11 protein-coding genes and 1 pseudogene are annotated in these 16,255 nt (G+C 71.4%); 5 read left to right on the top strand and 7 right to left on the bottom strand.

Features of this window, described 5'->3' with window-relative positions:
• Positions 1-192: 192 nt before the first annotated feature.
• On the bottom strand, positions 193-1,977 hold the full coding sequence (gene gcl / locus P8T65_RS09285; RefSeq protein ID WP_316724946.1) for a glyoxylate carboligase: 1,785 nt from the start codon (positions 1,975-1,977) through the stop codon (positions 193-195).
• A gap of 240 nt (positions 1,978-2,217) precedes the next feature.
• On the opposite strand from gcl, the gene P8T65_RS09290 reads away from it, so the two are divergent.
• Positions 2,218-2,922 carry a hypothetical protein gene (locus P8T65_RS09290; protein WP_316724948.1) on the top strand — a complete coding sequence of 235 codons (705 nt, stop codon included), beginning with the start codon at positions 2,218-2,220 and terminating at the stop codon, positions 2,920-2,922.
• 44 nt (positions 2,923-2,966) lie between these two features.
• Here P8T65_RS09290 and P8T65_RS09295 read toward each other — a convergent pair whose 3' ends face one another.
• Together P8T65_RS09295 and P8T65_RS09300 are read right to left on the bottom strand one after the other, a co-directional pair.
• Complete coding sequence (locus P8T65_RS09295) at positions 2,967-4,550, bottom strand: AMP-binding protein (protein ID WP_316724950.1); 1,584 nt, start codon at positions 4,548-4,550, stop codon at positions 2,967-2,969.
• Entirely contained in the window at positions 4,547-6,226 is a 1,680-nt protein-coding gene (locus tag P8T65_RS09300; RefSeq protein WP_316724952.1) for an AMP-binding protein, read from the bottom strand. Before P8T65_RS09300 ends, P8T65_RS09295 begins: the two co-directional genes overlap by 4 nt.
• A 101-nt stretch (positions 6,227-6,327) precedes the next feature.
• On the opposite strand from P8T65_RS09300, the gene P8T65_RS09305 reads away from it, so the two are divergent.
• The 3 genes from P8T65_RS09305 to P8T65_RS09315 all read left to right on the top strand — a co-directional run bounded on the left by P8T65_RS09305 (position 6,328) and on the right by P8T65_RS09315 (position 11,518).
• Positions 6,328-7,203 carry a LuxR C-terminal-related transcriptional regulator gene (locus P8T65_RS09305; protein ID WP_316724954.1) on the top strand — a complete coding sequence of 292 codons (876 nt, stop codon included), beginning with the start codon at positions 6,328-6,330 and terminating at the stop codon, positions 7,201-7,203.
• Positions 7,204-7,480: 277 nt separating this feature from the next.
• Complete coding sequence (locus P8T65_RS09310) at positions 7,481-10,330, top strand: AAA family ATPase (RefSeq protein WP_316724956.1); 2,850 nt, start codon at positions 7,481-7,483, stop codon at positions 10,328-10,330.
• A 387-nt stretch (positions 10,331-10,717) separates the two neighbouring features.
• Positions 10,718-11,518: a serine protease gene (locus tag P8T65_RS09315; RefSeq protein ID WP_316724958.1), complete on the top strand. Its 801-nt coding sequence runs from the start codon at positions 10,718-10,720 to the stop codon at positions 11,516-11,518.
• Between the two features lie 121 nt (positions 11,519-11,639).
• On the opposite strand, the gene P8T65_RS09320 is transcribed toward P8T65_RS09315, so the two are convergent.
• Positions 11,640-12,767: a winged helix DNA-binding domain-containing protein gene (locus tag P8T65_RS09320; RefSeq protein ID WP_316724960.1), complete on the bottom strand. Its 1,128-nt coding sequence runs from the start codon at positions 12,765-12,767 to the stop codon at positions 11,640-11,642.
• Between the two features lie 324 nt (positions 12,768-13,091).
• On the opposite strand from P8T65_RS09320, the gene P8T65_RS09325 reads away from it, so the two are divergent.
• On the top strand, positions 13,092-14,276 hold the full coding sequence (locus P8T65_RS09325; RefSeq protein WP_316724962.1) for a magnesium and cobalt transport protein CorA: 1,185 nt from the start codon (positions 13,092-13,094) through the stop codon (positions 14,274-14,276).
• A 132-nt stretch (positions 14,277-14,408) separates the two neighbouring features.
• Here the strand turns inward: P8T65_RS09325 and P8T65_RS09330 are convergent.
• From P8T65_RS09330 to P8T65_RS09340, 3 genes and pseudogenes are all read right to left on the bottom strand, one after another.
• Positions 14,409-14,614 (bottom strand): annotated as a pseudogene (locus tag P8T65_RS09330) (transposase family protein); the annotation flags it as partial.
• 111 nt (positions 14,615-14,725) lie between these two features.
• Positions 14,726-15,847 carry a glycoside hydrolase family 68 protein gene (locus tag P8T65_RS09335; RefSeq protein WP_316724963.1) on the bottom strand — a complete coding sequence of 374 codons (1,122 nt, stop codon included), beginning with the start codon at positions 15,845-15,847 and terminating at the stop codon, positions 14,726-14,728.
• The gene (locus P8T65_RS09340; protein WP_316724965.1) at positions 15,826-16,059 is read right to left on the bottom strand and encodes a hypothetical protein; all 234 of its coding nucleotides are present in this window, start codon (positions 16,057-16,059) and stop codon (positions 15,826-15,828) included. Before P8T65_RS09340 ends, P8T65_RS09335 begins: the two co-directional genes overlap by 22 nt.
• Between the last annotated feature and the right edge of the window lie 196 nt (positions 16,060-16,255).

Raw genomic sequence — 16,255 nt, forward strand, 5'->3', positions numbered from 1 at the left:
TGCTGCGGCCTCCTCGGAGCCTGCCTTGCCAGGAGGGCCGGGACATCACCCGTTCGCGGGATGCCGACCGGTTGCGCGATGCTCGCCGCGGGACCCCGTGAACGCGTGATGGAGACGGCTCCTGGCGCGCCGCGGACCTCGGCGGGCGGGCCCCGGCCCTCCGGGCGTCGGCATTCCCGGGCCGAGCCGGTCTCACCCCCGCAAGGCCCTGATCGACGTGGGCGCGTGCCCCGGCTCCGTCGCGATCTCCTCGAACTCGACCACGTCGGCGATGTCGTTCGTCGTGGACATCGCGATGTCGGTGACGCGCTCCAGGATGGCCTCGACGACCACCGGCACCCGGTACTCCGCCGCGAGCTTCTTGGCCTGCCCGAACGCGGCGCCCAGGTCGGCCGGGTCCGTCACCCGGATCGCCTTGCAGCCGAGGCCCTCGGCGACCTTGACGTGGTCGACGCCGTAGACCCCCAGCTCGGGCGAGTTGACGTTCTCGAACTCCAGGTTGACCTGGAAGTCGATGTCGAAGGCGCGCTGGGCCTGCCGGATGAGGCCCAGGTAGGAGTTGTTGACCAGGACGTGGACGTACGGGATGCGGTGCTGCGCCCCGACGGCCAACTCCTCGATCATGAACTGGAAGTCGTAGTCGCCGGAGAGGGCGACGACGGACGCCTCCGGGTCGGCCCTGGCGACGCCGAGCGCGGCCGGCACGGTCCAGCCCAGGGGGCCCGCCTGACCGCAGTTGATCCAGTGGCGCGGGCGGTAGACGTGCAGCATCTGGGCACCGGCGATCTGGGAGAGGCCGATGGTGGAGACGTACCGGGTCTCGGGCCCGAAGGCCCTGTTCATCTCCTCGTAGACACGCTGCGGCTTGATCGGGATGTCGTCGAAGTGCGTACGCCGCTGGAGGCGGGCCCTGCGGTCCTGCGCGTCGGCCGCCCACGCGGAGCGGTCCGGCAGCCGGCCGGCCGCCCGCAGCTCCCGTGCCACCGCGACGAACAGTTCGAGCGCGGCCTTGGCGTCCGAGGCGATGCCGTAGTCGGGAGCGAAGATCCTGCCGATCTGGGTGGGCTCGATGTCGACGTGGACGAACGTCCGCCCGGCCGTGTAGACGTCCAGCTTCCCGGTGTGCCGGTTGGCCCAGCGGTTGCCGATGCCGAGGACGAAGTCGGACTCCAGGAAGGTGGCGTTGCCGTAGCGGTGCGAGGTCTGGAGGCCGACCATGCCGGCGTTCAGCTCGTGGTCGTCGGGCAGGGCGCCCCAGCCCATGAGGGTGGGAACCACCGGCACACCCGTCAACTCGGCGAATTCCACGAGGAGTTCGCAGGCATCGGCGTTGATGATCCCGCCGCCGGCGACGATCAGCGGTCGCTGCGACGCGTTCAGCATCCCGATCGCCTTCTCGATCTGGGCGCGGGTGGCGGCGGGCTTGTAGACCGGCAGCGGCGCGTAGGTGTCCGGGTCGAACTCGATCTCGGTGAGCTGCACGTCGACGGGAAGGTCGACGAGGACGGGCCCGGGTCGGCCGGAGCGCATCAGGTGGAAGGCCTGCTGGAAGACGCCGGGGACCTGCGCGGCCTCCAGGACGGTGACGGCCATCTTGGTGACGGGCCCCGCGATGGAGGCGATGTCGACCGCCTGGAAGTCCTCCTTGTGGATGACGGCCGTGGGCGCCTGGCCCGTGACGCACAGGATCGGGACGGAGTCCCCGATGGCCGAGTACAGCCCGGTGATCATGTCGGTCCCGGCGGGCCCGGAGGTGCCGACACAGACCCCGATGTTCCCGGGGTGGGTGCGGGTGTACCCCTCGGCCATGTGCGACGCGCCCTCGACGTGCCGGGCGAGGGTGTGCTGGATCCCGCCGGCCGCCCTCAGGGCCGCGTAGAACGGGTTGATCGCGGCGCCGGGGACCCCGAACGCGTCACGGACTCCCTCGCGCTTGAGGATCTCGACTGCCGCGCGGGCAGCGGTCATACGTGCCATTGCGTACTCCTGCTTCAGCTGCCGGACTCGCGCTCCCGTCGCGCCCCGCGGTGAGCACTTCCGCAATTCGGAAAGTATTTTCTACTATCTGGAAGCAATGTAGGTGCCGGGGTAGGGGGCGTCAAGGGCATGGGCAGCGGAAACCACCTGGGTGTCTCAGGGTGTTTCCCTGCCGGCACAGCCCGTGCTGGAGGACGATGAGGAGGCGTTTTCGACAGGCCCGGCGGTGGGGTGGGGAGCATGAGCGAGAGCATGGCGATGCGGTGCCCGGACTGCGGGCGGGAGCACCGGTACGCGGCCCCGGCCTACCCCTGCGCGTGCGGCGCCCCGGTCGCCCCGGCCCTCGACCACCGCGCCGCCCCCACCGCGGTCACCCACCGCACCTGGGACGAGGACTGGGTCACCGTCCGCTGCGGGAACTGCGGTCGCGCCGACCAGTGGCCCCACCCGGAGCTCGGCTGCTCCTGCGGGACCGTGCTGCGGGTGCCCGTGGCCGGCGCCCTGCGGCCGCTGGGCCCGGGCGACACCCGCAGGACGACCGGAGCTGACGACGGCCCCCGGGGAGCCTTCCACCCCGTCACCATCCGCACGACCCGCGACGCGGTCACCGCCGTCGCCCTCTATCTGCGCTGGCTGGGCTACCAGGACATCCGCCGCGCCGACCAACGCCAGCCCGCGGGGATAGGGCTCGCCGCGCGGGGGGTCCTGGCCCAGGTGGACCCGTCGGTGCGCCCGGCCTCGCTGCGCGACGTCGAATGCCTGTGGCTGACCGCCATGGCCGAGTCCACCGACTGCGTGTACTTCTCCCTCGCCGGGTACGCGGACGACGCCCGCGACCGCGCCGACGGCCTGGGCGTCTCCCTGTTCGTCCTGGATCTCACGGGCACCCCGCAGCCGATGAACCGCACGGCGACGGAACTGGCCGCCACCGGCGCGAGCACCTGAGCGACGACCACGCCGCACCGAACGCGCGGCCATGGGCTACGTGACTATCCGGCGGCGTACCGCTCGCGCAGTTCGACCTTGCGCACCTTCCCCGACACCGTCATCGGGAAGGCGTCCAGGACGCGCAGCGCGCTGGGGATCTTGTAGTGCGCCAACCGCCCGTCGCAGAAGGCCCGCAACTCCTCCAGGGTGGGCGGTTCGGCGGCTTCGCGCGGGATGACGCAGGCGAGCACCTCCTCGCCGTACCGCTCGTGCGGCACGCCCACCACCTGGACGTCGGCGATCTTCGGGTGGCCGTACAGGAACTCCTCGATCTCGCGCGGGTAGATGTTCTCGCCACCACGGATGATCATGTCCTTGATCCGGCCGACGATCTCGACGTACCCGTCCTCGCGCATCATCGCCAGGTCCCCGGTGTGCATCCACCGTCCCTCGTCGACGGCCTCGGCGGTCTTCTCCGGCTCCTCCCAGTAGCCGAGCATCACGCTGTAGCCACGGGTGCACAACTCCCCCGCGCTACCGCATGGTTGTGTCGCCCCCGTCGCCGGGTCGACGATCTTCACCTCGATGTGCGGCAGGACGCGGCCCACGGTGCCGGTGCGGTGAGCCAGGTCGTCGTCGCGCCGGGTCTGGGTGGAGACGGGCGAGGTCTCGGTCATGCCGTAGCAGATCGAGACCTCCGTCATGTGCATCTCGGCGACCACCCGCTTCATGACCTCCACCGGGCAGGGCGAGCCCGCCATGATGCCGGTGCGCAGGGAGGAGAGGTCGTGGGCGGCGAAGTCGGAGAGGTTCAACTCGGCAATGAACATGGTCGGTACGCCGTACAGGGAGGTGCAGCGCTCCCGCTCGACGGCCTCCAGGGTGGCCCGCGGGTCGAAGGAGGGGGCCGGGATCACGACGCAGGCGCCGTGCGAGGTCGCCGCGAGGTTGCCCATCACCATGCCGAAGCAGTGGTAGAACGGCACGGGCACACAGATCCGGTCCTGCTCGCCATAACCGAGCAACTCCCCCACGAAATAACCGTTGTTGAGAATGTTGTGGTGAGAGAGGTTCGCTCCCTTGGGGAAGCCCGTGGTGCCCGAGGTGTACTGGATGTTGATCGGCTCGTCGCAGGACAGGTCCGGGTACGGCACCGGTGTCCCGCGCGCGAGCAGCGCGTCCCAGCTCGAGTCTCCGACGTAGACGGTCTCCCTCAACTTCGGGCAGTTGCCGCGCACTTGCTTGACCATGGCCCGGTAGTCGCTGGTCTTGTGGCTGAGGGAGGCGAACAGGAACGAGACCCCGGCCTGCTTCAGGACGTACTCGACCTCGTGGGTGCGGTAGGCCGGGTTGATGTTCACCATGATCGCGCCGATGCGGGCGGTGGCGTACTGCACCAGCACCCACTCGGGGCAGTTGACCGCCCAGATGCCCACCCGGTCTCCCTTGGCCACACCGCTCGCGAGCAGCGCGTACGCCAGCTCGTCGACGTCCGAGGCGAAGCGCGCGTACGTCCAGCGCCGCCCGGACGGCACGTCGACGAGCGCCTCACGGTCCGGCCAGGCGGCGACGGCCCGGTCGAGGTTGGCGCCGATGGTGTCGCCGAGCAGCGGGGTCGCGCTCGTCCCGTGGGCGTACGAGGTCACCGGAAGTCCTCCTCGCGGTACTCCGCGTCCGAGCCCGCGGCCGTGGCCTCGCGCAGCGCGATACGGCGGATCTTGCCGGAGACGGTCTTCGGGAGTTCGGCGAACTCGATGCGGCGCAGGCGCTTGTACGGGGCGAGGACCGTCCGGGAGTGCTCGAAGAGCACCTTCGCGGTGTCCGGGCCCGGTTCCCACCCGGCCGCGAGCACGATGTACGCCTTCGGCACGGCGAGCCGCACCTCGTCCGGCGCGGGGACCACGGCCGCCTCGGCGACCGCCTCGTGCTCCAGCAGGGCGCTCTCCAGCTCGAAGGGGCTGATCTTGTAGTCGCTGGCCTTGAACACGTCGTCCGCGCGGCCCACGTAGGTGAGGTAGCCGTCGGGGTCCCGGGAGCCGATGTCGCCGGTGCGGTAGTAGCCGCCGGCCATGGCCTCCGCCGTACGGTCGGGATCTCCGTGGTAGCCGGTCATGAGGCCGACGGGGCGGCCCGAGAGGTCAAGGGCGATCTCTCCCTCGTCGGCGTCGGGGGCGCCGGTGACGGGGTCGAGGAGGACGACCTTGTAGCCGGGGGCGGGCCGGCCCATCGAGCCGGTCTTCAGCTCCTGGCCAGGGCTGTTGGAGACCTGGACGGCGGTCTCGGTCTGGCCGAAGCCGTCCCGGACGGTGACGCCCCAGGCGCGGCGGACCTGCTCGATCACCTCGGGATTGAGGGGTTCACCGGCCGCGACGACCTCACGGGGCGGGGTCCGCAGCTGACCGAGGTCGGCCTGGATGAGCATGCGCCACACGGTGGGCGGGGCGCAGAAGGTGGTGACGCGCGCGCGGTCCATCTCCGCGAGCAGCCGGCTCGCGTCGAACCGCGCGTAGTTGTGGAGGAAGACGGTCGCCTCCGCGTTCCACGGGGCGAAGAGGTTGGACCAGGCGTGCTTGGCCCAGCCGGGCGAGGAGATGTTGAGGTGGACGTCGCCGGGGCGCAGACCGATCCAGTACATGGTGGCCAAGTGGCCGACGGGGTACGACACATGGGTGTGCTCGACCAGTTTGGGCCGGGCGGTGGTGCCCGAGGTGAAGTACAGCATCAGCGGGTCGGTGGCGTTGGTCGCGCCGTTCGGCTCGAAGCGGGCGGGGGCCGCGTAGGCCTGCTCGTACGGCCGCCATCCATCGACCGTGCCGCCGACCGTGGTGCGGGTGTAACGGCCGGGCACGTCCGCGAACTTGGCCGCCTCCTCGGCCCGCGCGATCACGTGCCGGACCCGGCCTCGCTCCACGCGGTCCCGCAGATCGGCGGGGCCGAGCAGCGGCGTCGCGGGGATGACGACGGCGCGCAGCTTCATCGCGGCGAGGGCGGCCTCCCACAACTCCGCCTGGTTGCCCAGCATCACGAGGACACGGTCGTCGGCGCGGACGCCCCGGTCCCGCAGCCAGTTGGCGACACGGGAGGAACGTTCGGACATCTCGGCGAAGGTGAGACGGATCTCGGTGCCGTCCTCCTCCACGATGTGCAGGGCCGTCCGGTCGTTCCCACGTGCGATCACGTCGAACCAGTCGAGCGCCCAGTTGAAGTACTCGGGGCGGGGCCAGTCGAAACCCTTGTAGGCCGTGGCGTAGTCCTCGCGATGGGCCAGCAAGAAGTCCCGGGCCGCCCGGAACTCCTCCGTGGCGCTCGTCCTCGCCGACATGTGTCCTCCTCATTGCCGGACCGTTGCCTGACATCGTGTAATGCGTGATACACGTCTCACTACCCCCGAACGGGGGTGCGCCGCGCGGAAGGGGCGAGTTCGTGGCACTGGATCCCTCGGGTTCCGTCGGGCCGGCCTGGTCGGGCCGGGCGGACCTGCGCGGCGCACTGCACCGGCTGCGGCGGGCCACCGGGCTGCCGCTCGCCTTCGCGGGTCTCGTCGAGCCCGGTCCCGGGCAACTGCGCATCAGCGAACTCCAGGGGAACCGGACCACCTCGCTCCAAGGTCTGGCCGTGCACTCCGGCAACGGTCTCGGCGGCAAGGCGGTGGCCCTGGCCCGGCCGTGCCGGGTGACCGACTACTCCGCGTCGCGCCGGATCAGCCACGAGTACGACGCCGCGGTCGCCGCCGAGGGCATCCGCTCCGTCCTCGCGGTCCCCGTCGTCGTACGGCGTCAGGTGCGCGGCGTGCTGTACGGCGCCCTGCGCGCGGCACAGCCGCTGGGCGACCGCACGGTGTCGGCCGCGCTGGACGCGGCGCGGGACATGGAGCAGACGCTGGTGGTGCGCGACGAGGTGCGGACCCTGCTGGCCGCGACCGCCCCGACGCCCGAGGGGGGCTCGGCCGGGGCGTGGGAGGAGGTCCGGGAGGCACACGGGGCGCTGCGCGCCCTCGCCCCGCGCGTCGACGATCCGGAGCTGCGGACGGAGCTGCTGCGGGTGTGCGGGCGCCTCGCCGGCGTGACCGGCGGGGGAAGCGCCCCGCCGGAGGATGTGCCCAGGGTCGTCCTCACGGCGCGTGAGACGGATGTGCTGGCGTGCGTGGCGACGGGTGCGAGCAACCAGGTCGTGGCGGAGCGTCTGGGGCTGCGCCCCGAGACGGTGAAGGCGTATCTGCGGTCGGCCATGCGGAAGCTCGGGGCGCACGGGCGGTGGGAGGCGGTGGTGGCCGCCCGCCGGGCCGGGGTGTTGCCATAGCGAAGCGGCGTGCGGTGCGGTGCACGAAGCGGGGTGTGGTGCGGTGCGGTGCGCAGTGCGGGCCGGTGGGGGCTGGTCGCGCAGTTCCCCGCGCCCCTGACGGGGCGCCCCCTCCGGGGCGAGGCTGTCGCGTCCCGGGAGCATTCATGTAACGGGGCTGTGAAATTCCCTATGCCGTACCCTTCCTGTTATTTCCCACACCGGGCCGCGTTCCGAAATTCAAAGACAGGACGCCTAATATTGGCCCGGACACGACACTCGAGGGGAGCGGTGGCCCGTGCGACGGGAGTTCAAGGAGCCTGGGAGACCCCGCCCCGACCTGGTCATTGGCAGGGAGGAGCTGTTCGCGGGGGCGCGCGAGCAGCTTTCGCGGGGCGGCAGCGTGCTGGTGCACGGCTCCGCGGGCATCGGGAAATCGACCGTCCTGCGCGCCCTGGCCGCCGAATACGACGAATCGGCGCGGACGGTGCTGCGCTGCTCGGCCACCGAGTCCGAGTCGCATCTGCCGTTCCTCGCCCTGACCGACCTGCTCGGGCTGGTCATGGACGAGGTCTCCGACCAGCTGCCCGCGCCGCAGCGCACCGCGCTGGAGTCCGCGCTCACCGGCCGTGGCGAGTCCACGCTCCAGCGTGACGGGCTGGCCCTGCGGCTGGCGGTGCTGTCGACGCTGCGCGCGCTGGCCGCCAAGGGCCCCGTGCTGATCGTCGCCGACGACCTCCAGTGGCTGGATCCGGCCAGTGTGGAGCTGCTCGGATTCGCCGCGCGGCGGCTCGGGGAGCTGCCGGTGCGCATGCTGTGTGCCGTACGCACGTCGACGGACCCCCATGGCCACGAGCAGGACAGGTATCTACGCGCGTCCCCGCCCGACACCCTCGCCCTGCGCGTCGCCCCGCTGTCCCGGGCGCACGTCGCCGAGCTGCTGGAGAACCGCGGCTACACCGGTCTGCCCCGCTCGACCGTGCGCGACATCCACCGCACCAGCGGCGGCAACCCGTTGTTCGCGCTGGAGCTGGGCCGTGCTCTCGCCGACAGCTCGACCCCGCCGCGCCCCGGCGAGCCGCTGCCCGTGCCGACCTCGCTGCGGACCCTGGTCCTGAACCGGCTGGACATGCTCTCCGCCGAGGCCCGCCGCACCCTGCTGGTCGCCAGCGCCGGTGCCCGGCCCACGGTGGCGCTGCTGCGCGCCGCCGGGCGGGAGAACGCCGAGGCGGAGACCGCGCAGGCCGTCGAGCTGGGCCTGCTCGCGCCGGAGCGGGAGGCGCCGGGCGTGCGGTTCGCGCACCCCCTGGTCTCGGCGGCGCTGTACGCCGAGGCGACCGCGCAGGAGCGGCGGGCCGCCCACGCCGCACTGTCCACCGCCGCCGTCGACCCCATCGAGCGGGCCCGGCACCTGGCGCTGGCCACCCAGGGCACCGATCCGCAGGTCGCCGCACGGCTCGGCGAGGCCGCCGCCGTGGCCCGGGACCGGGGCGCGCCCTCGGTCGCCGCCGAGCTGGGTCTGCTCTCGGCCCGGCACACCCCGGCGGACGCGACACCCGGCCCGGACGAGCGGCGTCTGCAGGCGGCAGAGGACGCGATCACCGCCGGGGAGAACGACCTCGGCCGCGACATCGCCCGTGAGGTGCTGAGCCGGGCCACCGAGCCCGCCGAGCGGGTCCGGGCCTGGATGGTGGTGATCGACGCGGCCGGGCAGTCCCTCGCCGAGGTCGACGCCGTCTACCCGCAGGTCCTCGCCGACGCGGGCGACGACCCGCGGCTGCTCGGGCTGGTCCGCTACCAGCTGGCCTGGCGGGCGCTGGTCCTGGAGGGCGACTTCGCGCAGAGCCGGGAGGAGGCCGCGCGCGCCGCCGAGCTGGCCGGACGCGCCGAGGACCGACGCACCGAACTGCTCGCGCTCGCCTTCCAGGCGCAGACCGAGATGCTGATGGGCCACCCGGACGCGCCCATGACGATCAAGCGGGCGCTGAAGGAGCCGCAGGACCCGCTGCTCGCGTGCCACCACAACGGGGCGGGCGCGACCCGCTTCCGCTGGCTGCTGATGAGCGACCAGCTCGGCGAGGCCCGCGCCACGATCACCTCGCTGCTGCGGGAGGTCCGCCGGCGCGGCATGGTCGAGAGCGAGGTGCACTACGTGCGCTTCCTCGCCGAGACCGAGCTGCGCTCCGGGCACTGCGGCCGGGCCCTCGACCTCGCCCGCGAGGGCTATGTCCTGGCCCGGGACTCCGGCATCGGCGAGGGCGCGTCCGCCATGCTCACCTCGCTCACGGAGGCCGCCGGCGGCGATGTGGAGCGGGCCCGGGCGCTCGCCCGCGAGGCCGCCGACCGAGCCGAGCAGGACGGCGACCTGATGTACCTCTCCCGCGCCCTGGGTGCCCTCGGGCACGCCCAGTTGGTGGCGGGCGACGCGCCGGGAACGGTCCAGTCCCTGCGCCGCGTACGGGAGTTGGAGGACGGGCTGGGGATCAACGATCCCGCGCGCGGCCGGTGGCACGGCGACCTCGCCGAAGCCCTGGTGCGGGTGGGCGAGTTGGCTGAGGCGCAGGACGTCGTCGACGTCACGCGGCAGCAGGCGTTGCGGCTCGGCCGGGAGAGCGTGCTCGCCGTGCTCGACCGCGCCGAGGCCCTGGTGCGGGCGGCACGGGGTGAACAGGACGCCGCCGTACGGCAGTTGACGTCGGCCCAGGACCGGCTCGCCAAACTCGGCTACGGCCTGGAGGAGGCGCGGGCCGCGTACGCCCTGGCGGGGCTGCGCGCCGCCCCGCAGGGCCTCGGTGCCGCGCGGCCAGGGGGGACGCCCGCGCCGGGCGCGTACGACGAGGCGTCCCGGCTGTTCCGCCGGTGCCGCGCCCTGCCGTGGCTGCGCCAGGTGGAGGAGGCCTCGGTCACCCCGGCGCCGCCGCAGCCCGTGATCGCCCCGTCCGCGCTGGACGCCCTCGCTGTGCTCGCGGCGACGGAACGCCAGGTCGCGGAGCTGGTCATGGAGGGCGCGACCAACCGGGAGATCGCCGGCCGGCTGTACATCAGCGTGAAGACGGTCGAGGCGACCCTCACACGCGTCTACCGGAAGCTGGGTATCCGGTCGCGTGTGGACATCGTGCGTCTGGCGGCGGGACACCGTACGAACTGACCTCCCCGGGACCGGCTGACGAGCCCCTCCCGGGACCTGGGCCCTGTCGCGTCGTCTTCCCGTCTGCGTGCCGTCTGCCGCGCCGGGGAGACATCCGTGCGGGCGGACTGTGGAGGCATCCGTGCGGGGCGGCGACCTTGCGGCTCCAGCCTAGGCTCAAACCCCGGCCCGGGTCATCGAGGGTTTTCCCTCCTCAACTCCCTTAGGGGGATCCCCCCTTGGGAGGGGCTCGCTCCGGCTCTTAGTTTCTGTGACGTGCCGCACGCCAGGGCACACAGACCGGCCCGCCGCCCCCGCTCGGCTCCCCCGAGCGGGGGCGGCACCGCAGGCTCTGTGCACTCCCCCCACCCGCGCGTCCCCCACCGGCAACCCCCCATGAGGAGAACCATGTTCGGGTTCAACCGCGCCAAGAAGTCGATGGTCGCCGCCGCTGCGACCGCCGCCGCCGCCGCCGCTGCGGCACTTCTGACCGCGCCCGGCGCCGTCGCCGCTCCCCAGCCCATCGTGGGTGGCACCACCACCACCGCGAGCGCGTACCCGTACGTCATGCAGATCACGAACGCCTCGCAGAGCCAGTTCTGTGGCGGCACCCTCGTCTCGCCCACCAAGGTGATCACCGCCGCTCACTGCATGGTCGGCAGAACGACCTCCAACACCCGTGTCGTCGGTGGCCGCACCTACCGGAACGGCACGAACGGCACCGTCAGCACGCTCAGCAAGATCTGGATCCACCCGAGCTACAACAGCTCCAACATGACCAGCGACGTGGCGGTGCTGACGCTCGCCGTCGCGCAGCCGTACACCACGGTGCCCTACGTCAGCGCCTCCCAGACGGGCGTCTACGCGGCCGGCACCACCGCCCGCATCGTCGGCTGGGGCACCACCTCCTCGGGCGGTTCCTCCTCCAACCAGCTGCGCACGGCGACCGTGCCGGTCGTGGCCGACTCGGTCTGCGGCAGCTCCAGGTCCTACGGCTCCGAGTTCATCGCGAGCTCCATGGTCTGCGCCGGCTACTCCTCCGGTGGCGTTGACACCTGCCAGGGCGACAGCGGCGGTCCCCTGATGATCGGGGGCGTCCTGGCAGGCATAGTTTCCTGGGGTTACGGCTGCGCCGACGCGCAGTACCCCGGTATCTACACCCGGCTGACGACCTTCTCCAACACGGTGGCCGCGCAGGTCAACTCCTGACGGGAAGAAGTCGGCCCACGGACTCCTGAGGCACGTCCTCAGGTGATATCAGGGGGCGCCTCGAACCTGCCACGAGCGGTTCGGGGCGCCCCCTCTCCACTTGTGCGACGAGGGCGGCGGGTCACCGGTCGGTGGCTGCCACCGTGCCGAAGCGGATGTCGTACGAGCCGGTGCCGTGCAGCGTCTCGAGCAGGCGGGCGGCCTCCTCCACCAGCTCCGTCCGCTGCCGGCCGGTGAGGCGTCCGAACGGTTCGAGGGTGACGACGTGGGCGTCGTCGCCGTCGAGCCTCCAGATGCCGGCCAGGAAACCGTCGACGAGGAAGGTGCGGTGGGCCTGGTTCCCCTGCCAGGAACGACCCTTGAGGTCGGGTGGCACGACCCGGGAACGGTCGGCGTGCGAGAGAAGCAGATTGTCGAACTCGGGGAGCAGCCGGGGCGGCGCCGGAGTCTCCGGGTCCGGGCGGGGCGCGTCCGGGAGGTCGAAGAGCTCGGTGCCGCGCTCGTCCCGGAAGGTGACCAGCTCCGGGCGCAGCCGTTCGAACGCCTCGCGCAGCCGGGTCAGTCCCGCCCAGGTCTGCATGTCCTTCGCGGAGGCGGGCCCGAAGGCGGCGAGATAGCGCCGGACCACGGCCTCCGGTGCCGGGGCCTCCTGGGCGGGCCTGCCGAGCCAGTGTTCGGCGGTGGTCAGGGCGACCTGTCCGCTCCTGCGCCACAGACCGCGCGGGGTGACCTGGACGAGCGGCAGCCGGCAGCGCGCGGCGAGACCGAGGGCGAACGGGTCGGCGTCGGGCCACTCCATGACCAGGGCCTCACGCAACTGCTTCAGCGTGCGCGGCTCGTCCTCCACGAGTTCACGGGCGATGGCCTCCAGCCGGTCGAGGTCGACGCCGACCAGACCCTTGCGGAACAGGTTCAGCTCCCGCTCCCGGGCCGGCTGCACCAACGGCTGCAGGGTGAGGCAGTCCTCGGCCGTGTGCGTGTGGATCGTGGACCGCATGCTGACGATACGGACGACCTCCCGATCAGCCATCAGCCCCGACAACTGCTCCGGCGCGAAGCCGTCCAGGCGGGCCGCGAGCGCGTAGTAGGGCGGCTGGACGTTCTGCGCCTGGAGGCCGAGGAGGTGCTCGACGGCGTCGTGGGCGGACATCTCCACCCGGCCCAGGAGGAGTTGACGGGCCAGGGTCGCGCGATTGAGAGCGAGGGTACCGAGCCGGGGAGCGGCGGTCTGGGGCGCCTTGTTCGTCATGCTGTGCACGCTAGCGGGCATTGCGGACAACTTCTGTCCTCGATGGCGAGGGCGCACGGTTTTCACCGCCGCCGGCACGGCCACCGGTACCAACGGGCGCGACGGTGTCGCGTACGCCCGGCCCGCCCCGCGCTCCGCCCGCGCTCCGCCCGAGAGCCGCCCGAGTGCCGCCCGAGTGCCGCCCGAACAGGGCGCGACCGCAGAACCCGGCCGCATCATCCGGAACCATCCCTAACCCTCCCCGTACCCTGTTCGCGTCCTGTCCGTATCCTGATCGGTGATCACACAGTCCTACGAGTCCGCGCACCTCGGGAGGCATCCGCGATGGCCGATCGACGCGCCCGCCCGGCGCCGAAGAGTACCGGCCCCACTTCCAAGAGCGGCCGGAAGTCCGTCTGGCGCCGTGCGCTGCCCTCTCCGCCGACACCGCCCGGCGGGCCGACGACACCGAGCCCGGACCCGGCGCCGCCGCCCGAGGCCGAGCGGGCGGCCAGTGTGGTGGAGGCGGCCTTGTACCAGGACGGAGTACGTGTCTCCTCCCCGGCGACCCTCGCGGACACCTTCCGCGAACTCCGCCGGGCCCCGGCGGGCATGGCGTGGATCGGCCTCGCGCGTCCGACCGAGGCCGAACTCCTCTCCCTGGCCGCCGAGTTCGACCTGCACCCGTTGGCGGTCGAGGACGCGATGGAGGCGCATCAACGCCCGAAGCTGGAGCGCTACGGCGACACCCTCTTCGTCGTCCTGCGCGCCGCGCGCTACCTCGACGCGCCGGAGGAGGTGGACTTCGGCGAGCTGCACGTCTTCGTGGGGCCGGACTTCGTCATCACGGTCCGGCACGGGGCGGCACCGGACCTGTCGGCCGTGCGCCGCCGGATGGAGGAGGACCCGGAACTGCTGAAGCTGGGCCCCGAGGCGGTCCTCTACGCCATCCTCGACGCGGTGGTCGACGGGTACGCGCCCGTCGTCGCGGGGGTGCAGAACGACATCGACGAGATCGAGACGGAGGTCTTCCGCGGCGACCCGGAGGTCTCCCGCCGCATCTACGAACTCTCGCGCGAGATGGTCGAGTTCCAGCGCGCCACGCGCCCCCTGGTCGGCATGCTCCACGGCCTCATGGCCGGCTTCACCAAGTACGAGACGGACGAGGAGCTCCAGCGCTACCTCCGTGACGTCGCCGACCACGTCACCCACACCAGCGAGCGCGTGGACGGCTTCCGCCAGGCCCTCACGGAGATCCTCACGGTCAACGCGACCCTCGTCACGCAGCAGCAGAACGCGGAGATGCGGGCCCTGGCGGAGGCGGGCTTCGAACAGAACGAGGAGATCAAGAAGATCTCGTCGTGGGCGGCGATCCTGTTTGCTCCCACACTGGTCGGAACTATCTACGGCATGAACTTCGAAAGCATGCCCGAGTTGGGCTGGAGCTTCGGCTACCCCTTCGCGATCGGCCTCATGGGGGTCGTGTGTGCCAGTTTGTACGTGCTTTTCAAGCGGCGGGACTGGCTCTGATTCCCCCCCTTGCCGAGCTCAGCTCTTGTGCGGTCCTTGCTCTCGCACCGGTCACGGATCGTGGCGGAATCGGCCCTGGGGAGGATACGGGGAGAAACGCATGGCCGCCGCCTTGGTTTCTGGGCGAAGATGACGCTCCAGCAGTCCGGGAATCTGCTCGCGGAAGGTCTGCCATCCACAGGCCAGGACAGGACAGACCAGCCGCCGTACATCCAGGGGACCACGACCTGACGGCCGACGACCGGTACGTCCGTCACCGCCCGGCGGTGATGACCGTGCACCTTCACCGTCGGCGTCCCGCACACCGGACACGGCACCGCCGCCTGTCGGGTGCGAGCCGGCTCCTCGGCGTCACCACCGACTACCGCCGGACCCGTCGCATTGACACACCCGCCGTGGGGCCATGTGTGGCGTGGCCGACCACGGCGGGTTGCCCGACTATGGGTTGCTCACGGGATGAAGCCGTAGTCCAACTGCCCGATGAGCTTGGTCTTGTCGCCCTTCAAAGACACCAGGAGGGTGCGGGCCAGGGTGCCGCCGAAGCGGGTCCCGCCGTCGGCGGTCGGAACCGTGTCGATGAAGCTCTCCACCGGCCCGTTGGGCATCACGTAGTGCGAGTACTGCTGCGTCGGGGCGTCCTCCGGGTTGCCCAGGACCAGCGCGCTGCCGTTGAGCGGCCTGTAGTCGCTGCGCAGGGACGATCCGACGAAGCCGTAGAGGCCGTCCCAGCCGCTCAGCCCCGGCGCGAACGTGAACGTGTGGCTGATGGTGAACAGATAGTACTTGCCGTTGCGGATGACGAGGTGGGGCCGTTCGGTCTGCTGGTTCACGCAGTTGGCCGAGAGCAGCGGGGGTTGCAGCCGCCAGTTGTCCATGCTGCCGCTGTCAGCAGTGGCCAGACCGATGTTGCCCGTGTAGTACTTCGCGTCCTCCGGCACCTCGTGACCGGCCGGGACGTCACCTATGTCGCGCTTGGTGCACCGGTACGTGCCGGCGACACCGGCGGTGTTGCCCTCGAACAGGAGGTGGATCTTGCGGTCCCGGGGGTCCCGGAAGACGAACGGGTCACGGAAGGCGTAGATGATCGGGCCCGCCTGGGACTGTTGCAAGGTCTGGTACAGCTCGCCGTCGGCCTCGGCGATGATGCGGTGGTCCTGGAAGCCGCTTAACCACACGCGCTTCCTGTCCGCGTGGATCTTGCCGGTCGTCTGCGCCAGACGCTGCAGTGCGTCGTTGGGGTCGACGCCGCCGTTGTCGCGCCCGGAAGCGGTGTAGAAGGAGTACACCTTGTCGCCGACGAGCGCCGTCGAGCCGGCCCACTCACGTGAGCCGAACGATGTGCCGGGCTGGAACAGATCACCGCCGTACTTCCAGCTCTTGGCGTCACGCGAGTAGAAGTAGCCGATCTTCGCGTGCCAGTGCCGGTCGCCGAACGGCACCGAGCGCGGAGCCGTCAGCGAGAAGATGACGTGCCAGCCCCTATAGGTGGCGGTCCGGGTGTTGAGCTTGGTGAGCGGCCAGGTGTCCCACACCCACACCTTGTCGGTCATCACCGGGAAGTCCGGCGACACGCGGGGGCAGTGTTGGTCTTGTCCTGCCGGAGCTTCAATGCGTCCGCGCGGGACCAGACGGCGAAGTAGTCGTCGTCCGCGCTGTACTGCCGCGTTCCCGTCTGCGACGAGGCCGGCCCGTCCGCGGAAGCCGGCGTCGCCACACCGCCCAGCACCGCGAGGGCCATCAAGCCCGTGGCCAGCCGGATCAGCACTCTGCGTGATCTGCGCATGCGTCGTCCTTTTGAAGCGGGTGATCTAATGGAACCGAACTGGAAGCGATTCCGTTTCGCGGTTACCCCCTTCCCGCCTGACACACCATCAACTTCCGGTACTGCAGATCGACTTCTGGGTGCAGGGAGTTGTGAGGATGTCTCACGTGGTGATGTCGTGAGGCGCAGGCCGCCTGGATCTCGGGCGGGGTCCTGA

The sequence above is a fragment of the Streptomyces sp. 11x1 genome (assembly GCF_032598905.1).
Classification (GTDB): domain Bacteria; phylum Actinomycetota; class Actinomycetes; order Streptomycetales; family Streptomycetaceae; genus Streptomyces.

Bases quoted from the DNA above. Each gene is read 5' to 3' on its own strand.
- gcl (WP_316724946.1), bottom strand. From the start codon at position 1,977: ATGGCACGTATGACCGCTGCCCGCGCGGCAGTCGAGATCCTCAAGCGC.
- P8T65_RS09290 (WP_316724948.1), top strand. From the start codon at position 2,218: ATGAGCGAGAGCATGGCGATGCGGTGCCCGGACTGCGGGCGGGAGCAC.
- P8T65_RS09300 (WP_316724952.1), bottom strand. From the start codon at position 6,226: ATGTCGGCGAGGACGAGCGCCACGGAGGAGTTCCGGGCGGCCCGGGAC.
- P8T65_RS09315 (WP_316724958.1), top strand. From the start codon at position 10,718: ATGTTCGGGTTCAACCGCGCCAAGAAGTCGATGGTCGCCGCCGCTGCG.
- P8T65_RS09320 (WP_316724960.1), bottom strand. From the start codon at position 12,767: ATGACGAACAAGGCGCCCCAGACCGCCGCTCCCCGGCTCGGTACCCTC.
- P8T65_RS09325 (WP_316724962.1), top strand. From the start codon at position 13,092: ATGGCCGATCGACGCGCCCGCCCGGCGCCGAAGAGTACCGGCCCCACT.
- P8T65_RS09340 (WP_316724965.1), bottom strand. From the start codon at position 16,059: ATGCGCAGATCACGCAGAGTGCTGATCCGGCTGGCCACGGGCTTGATG.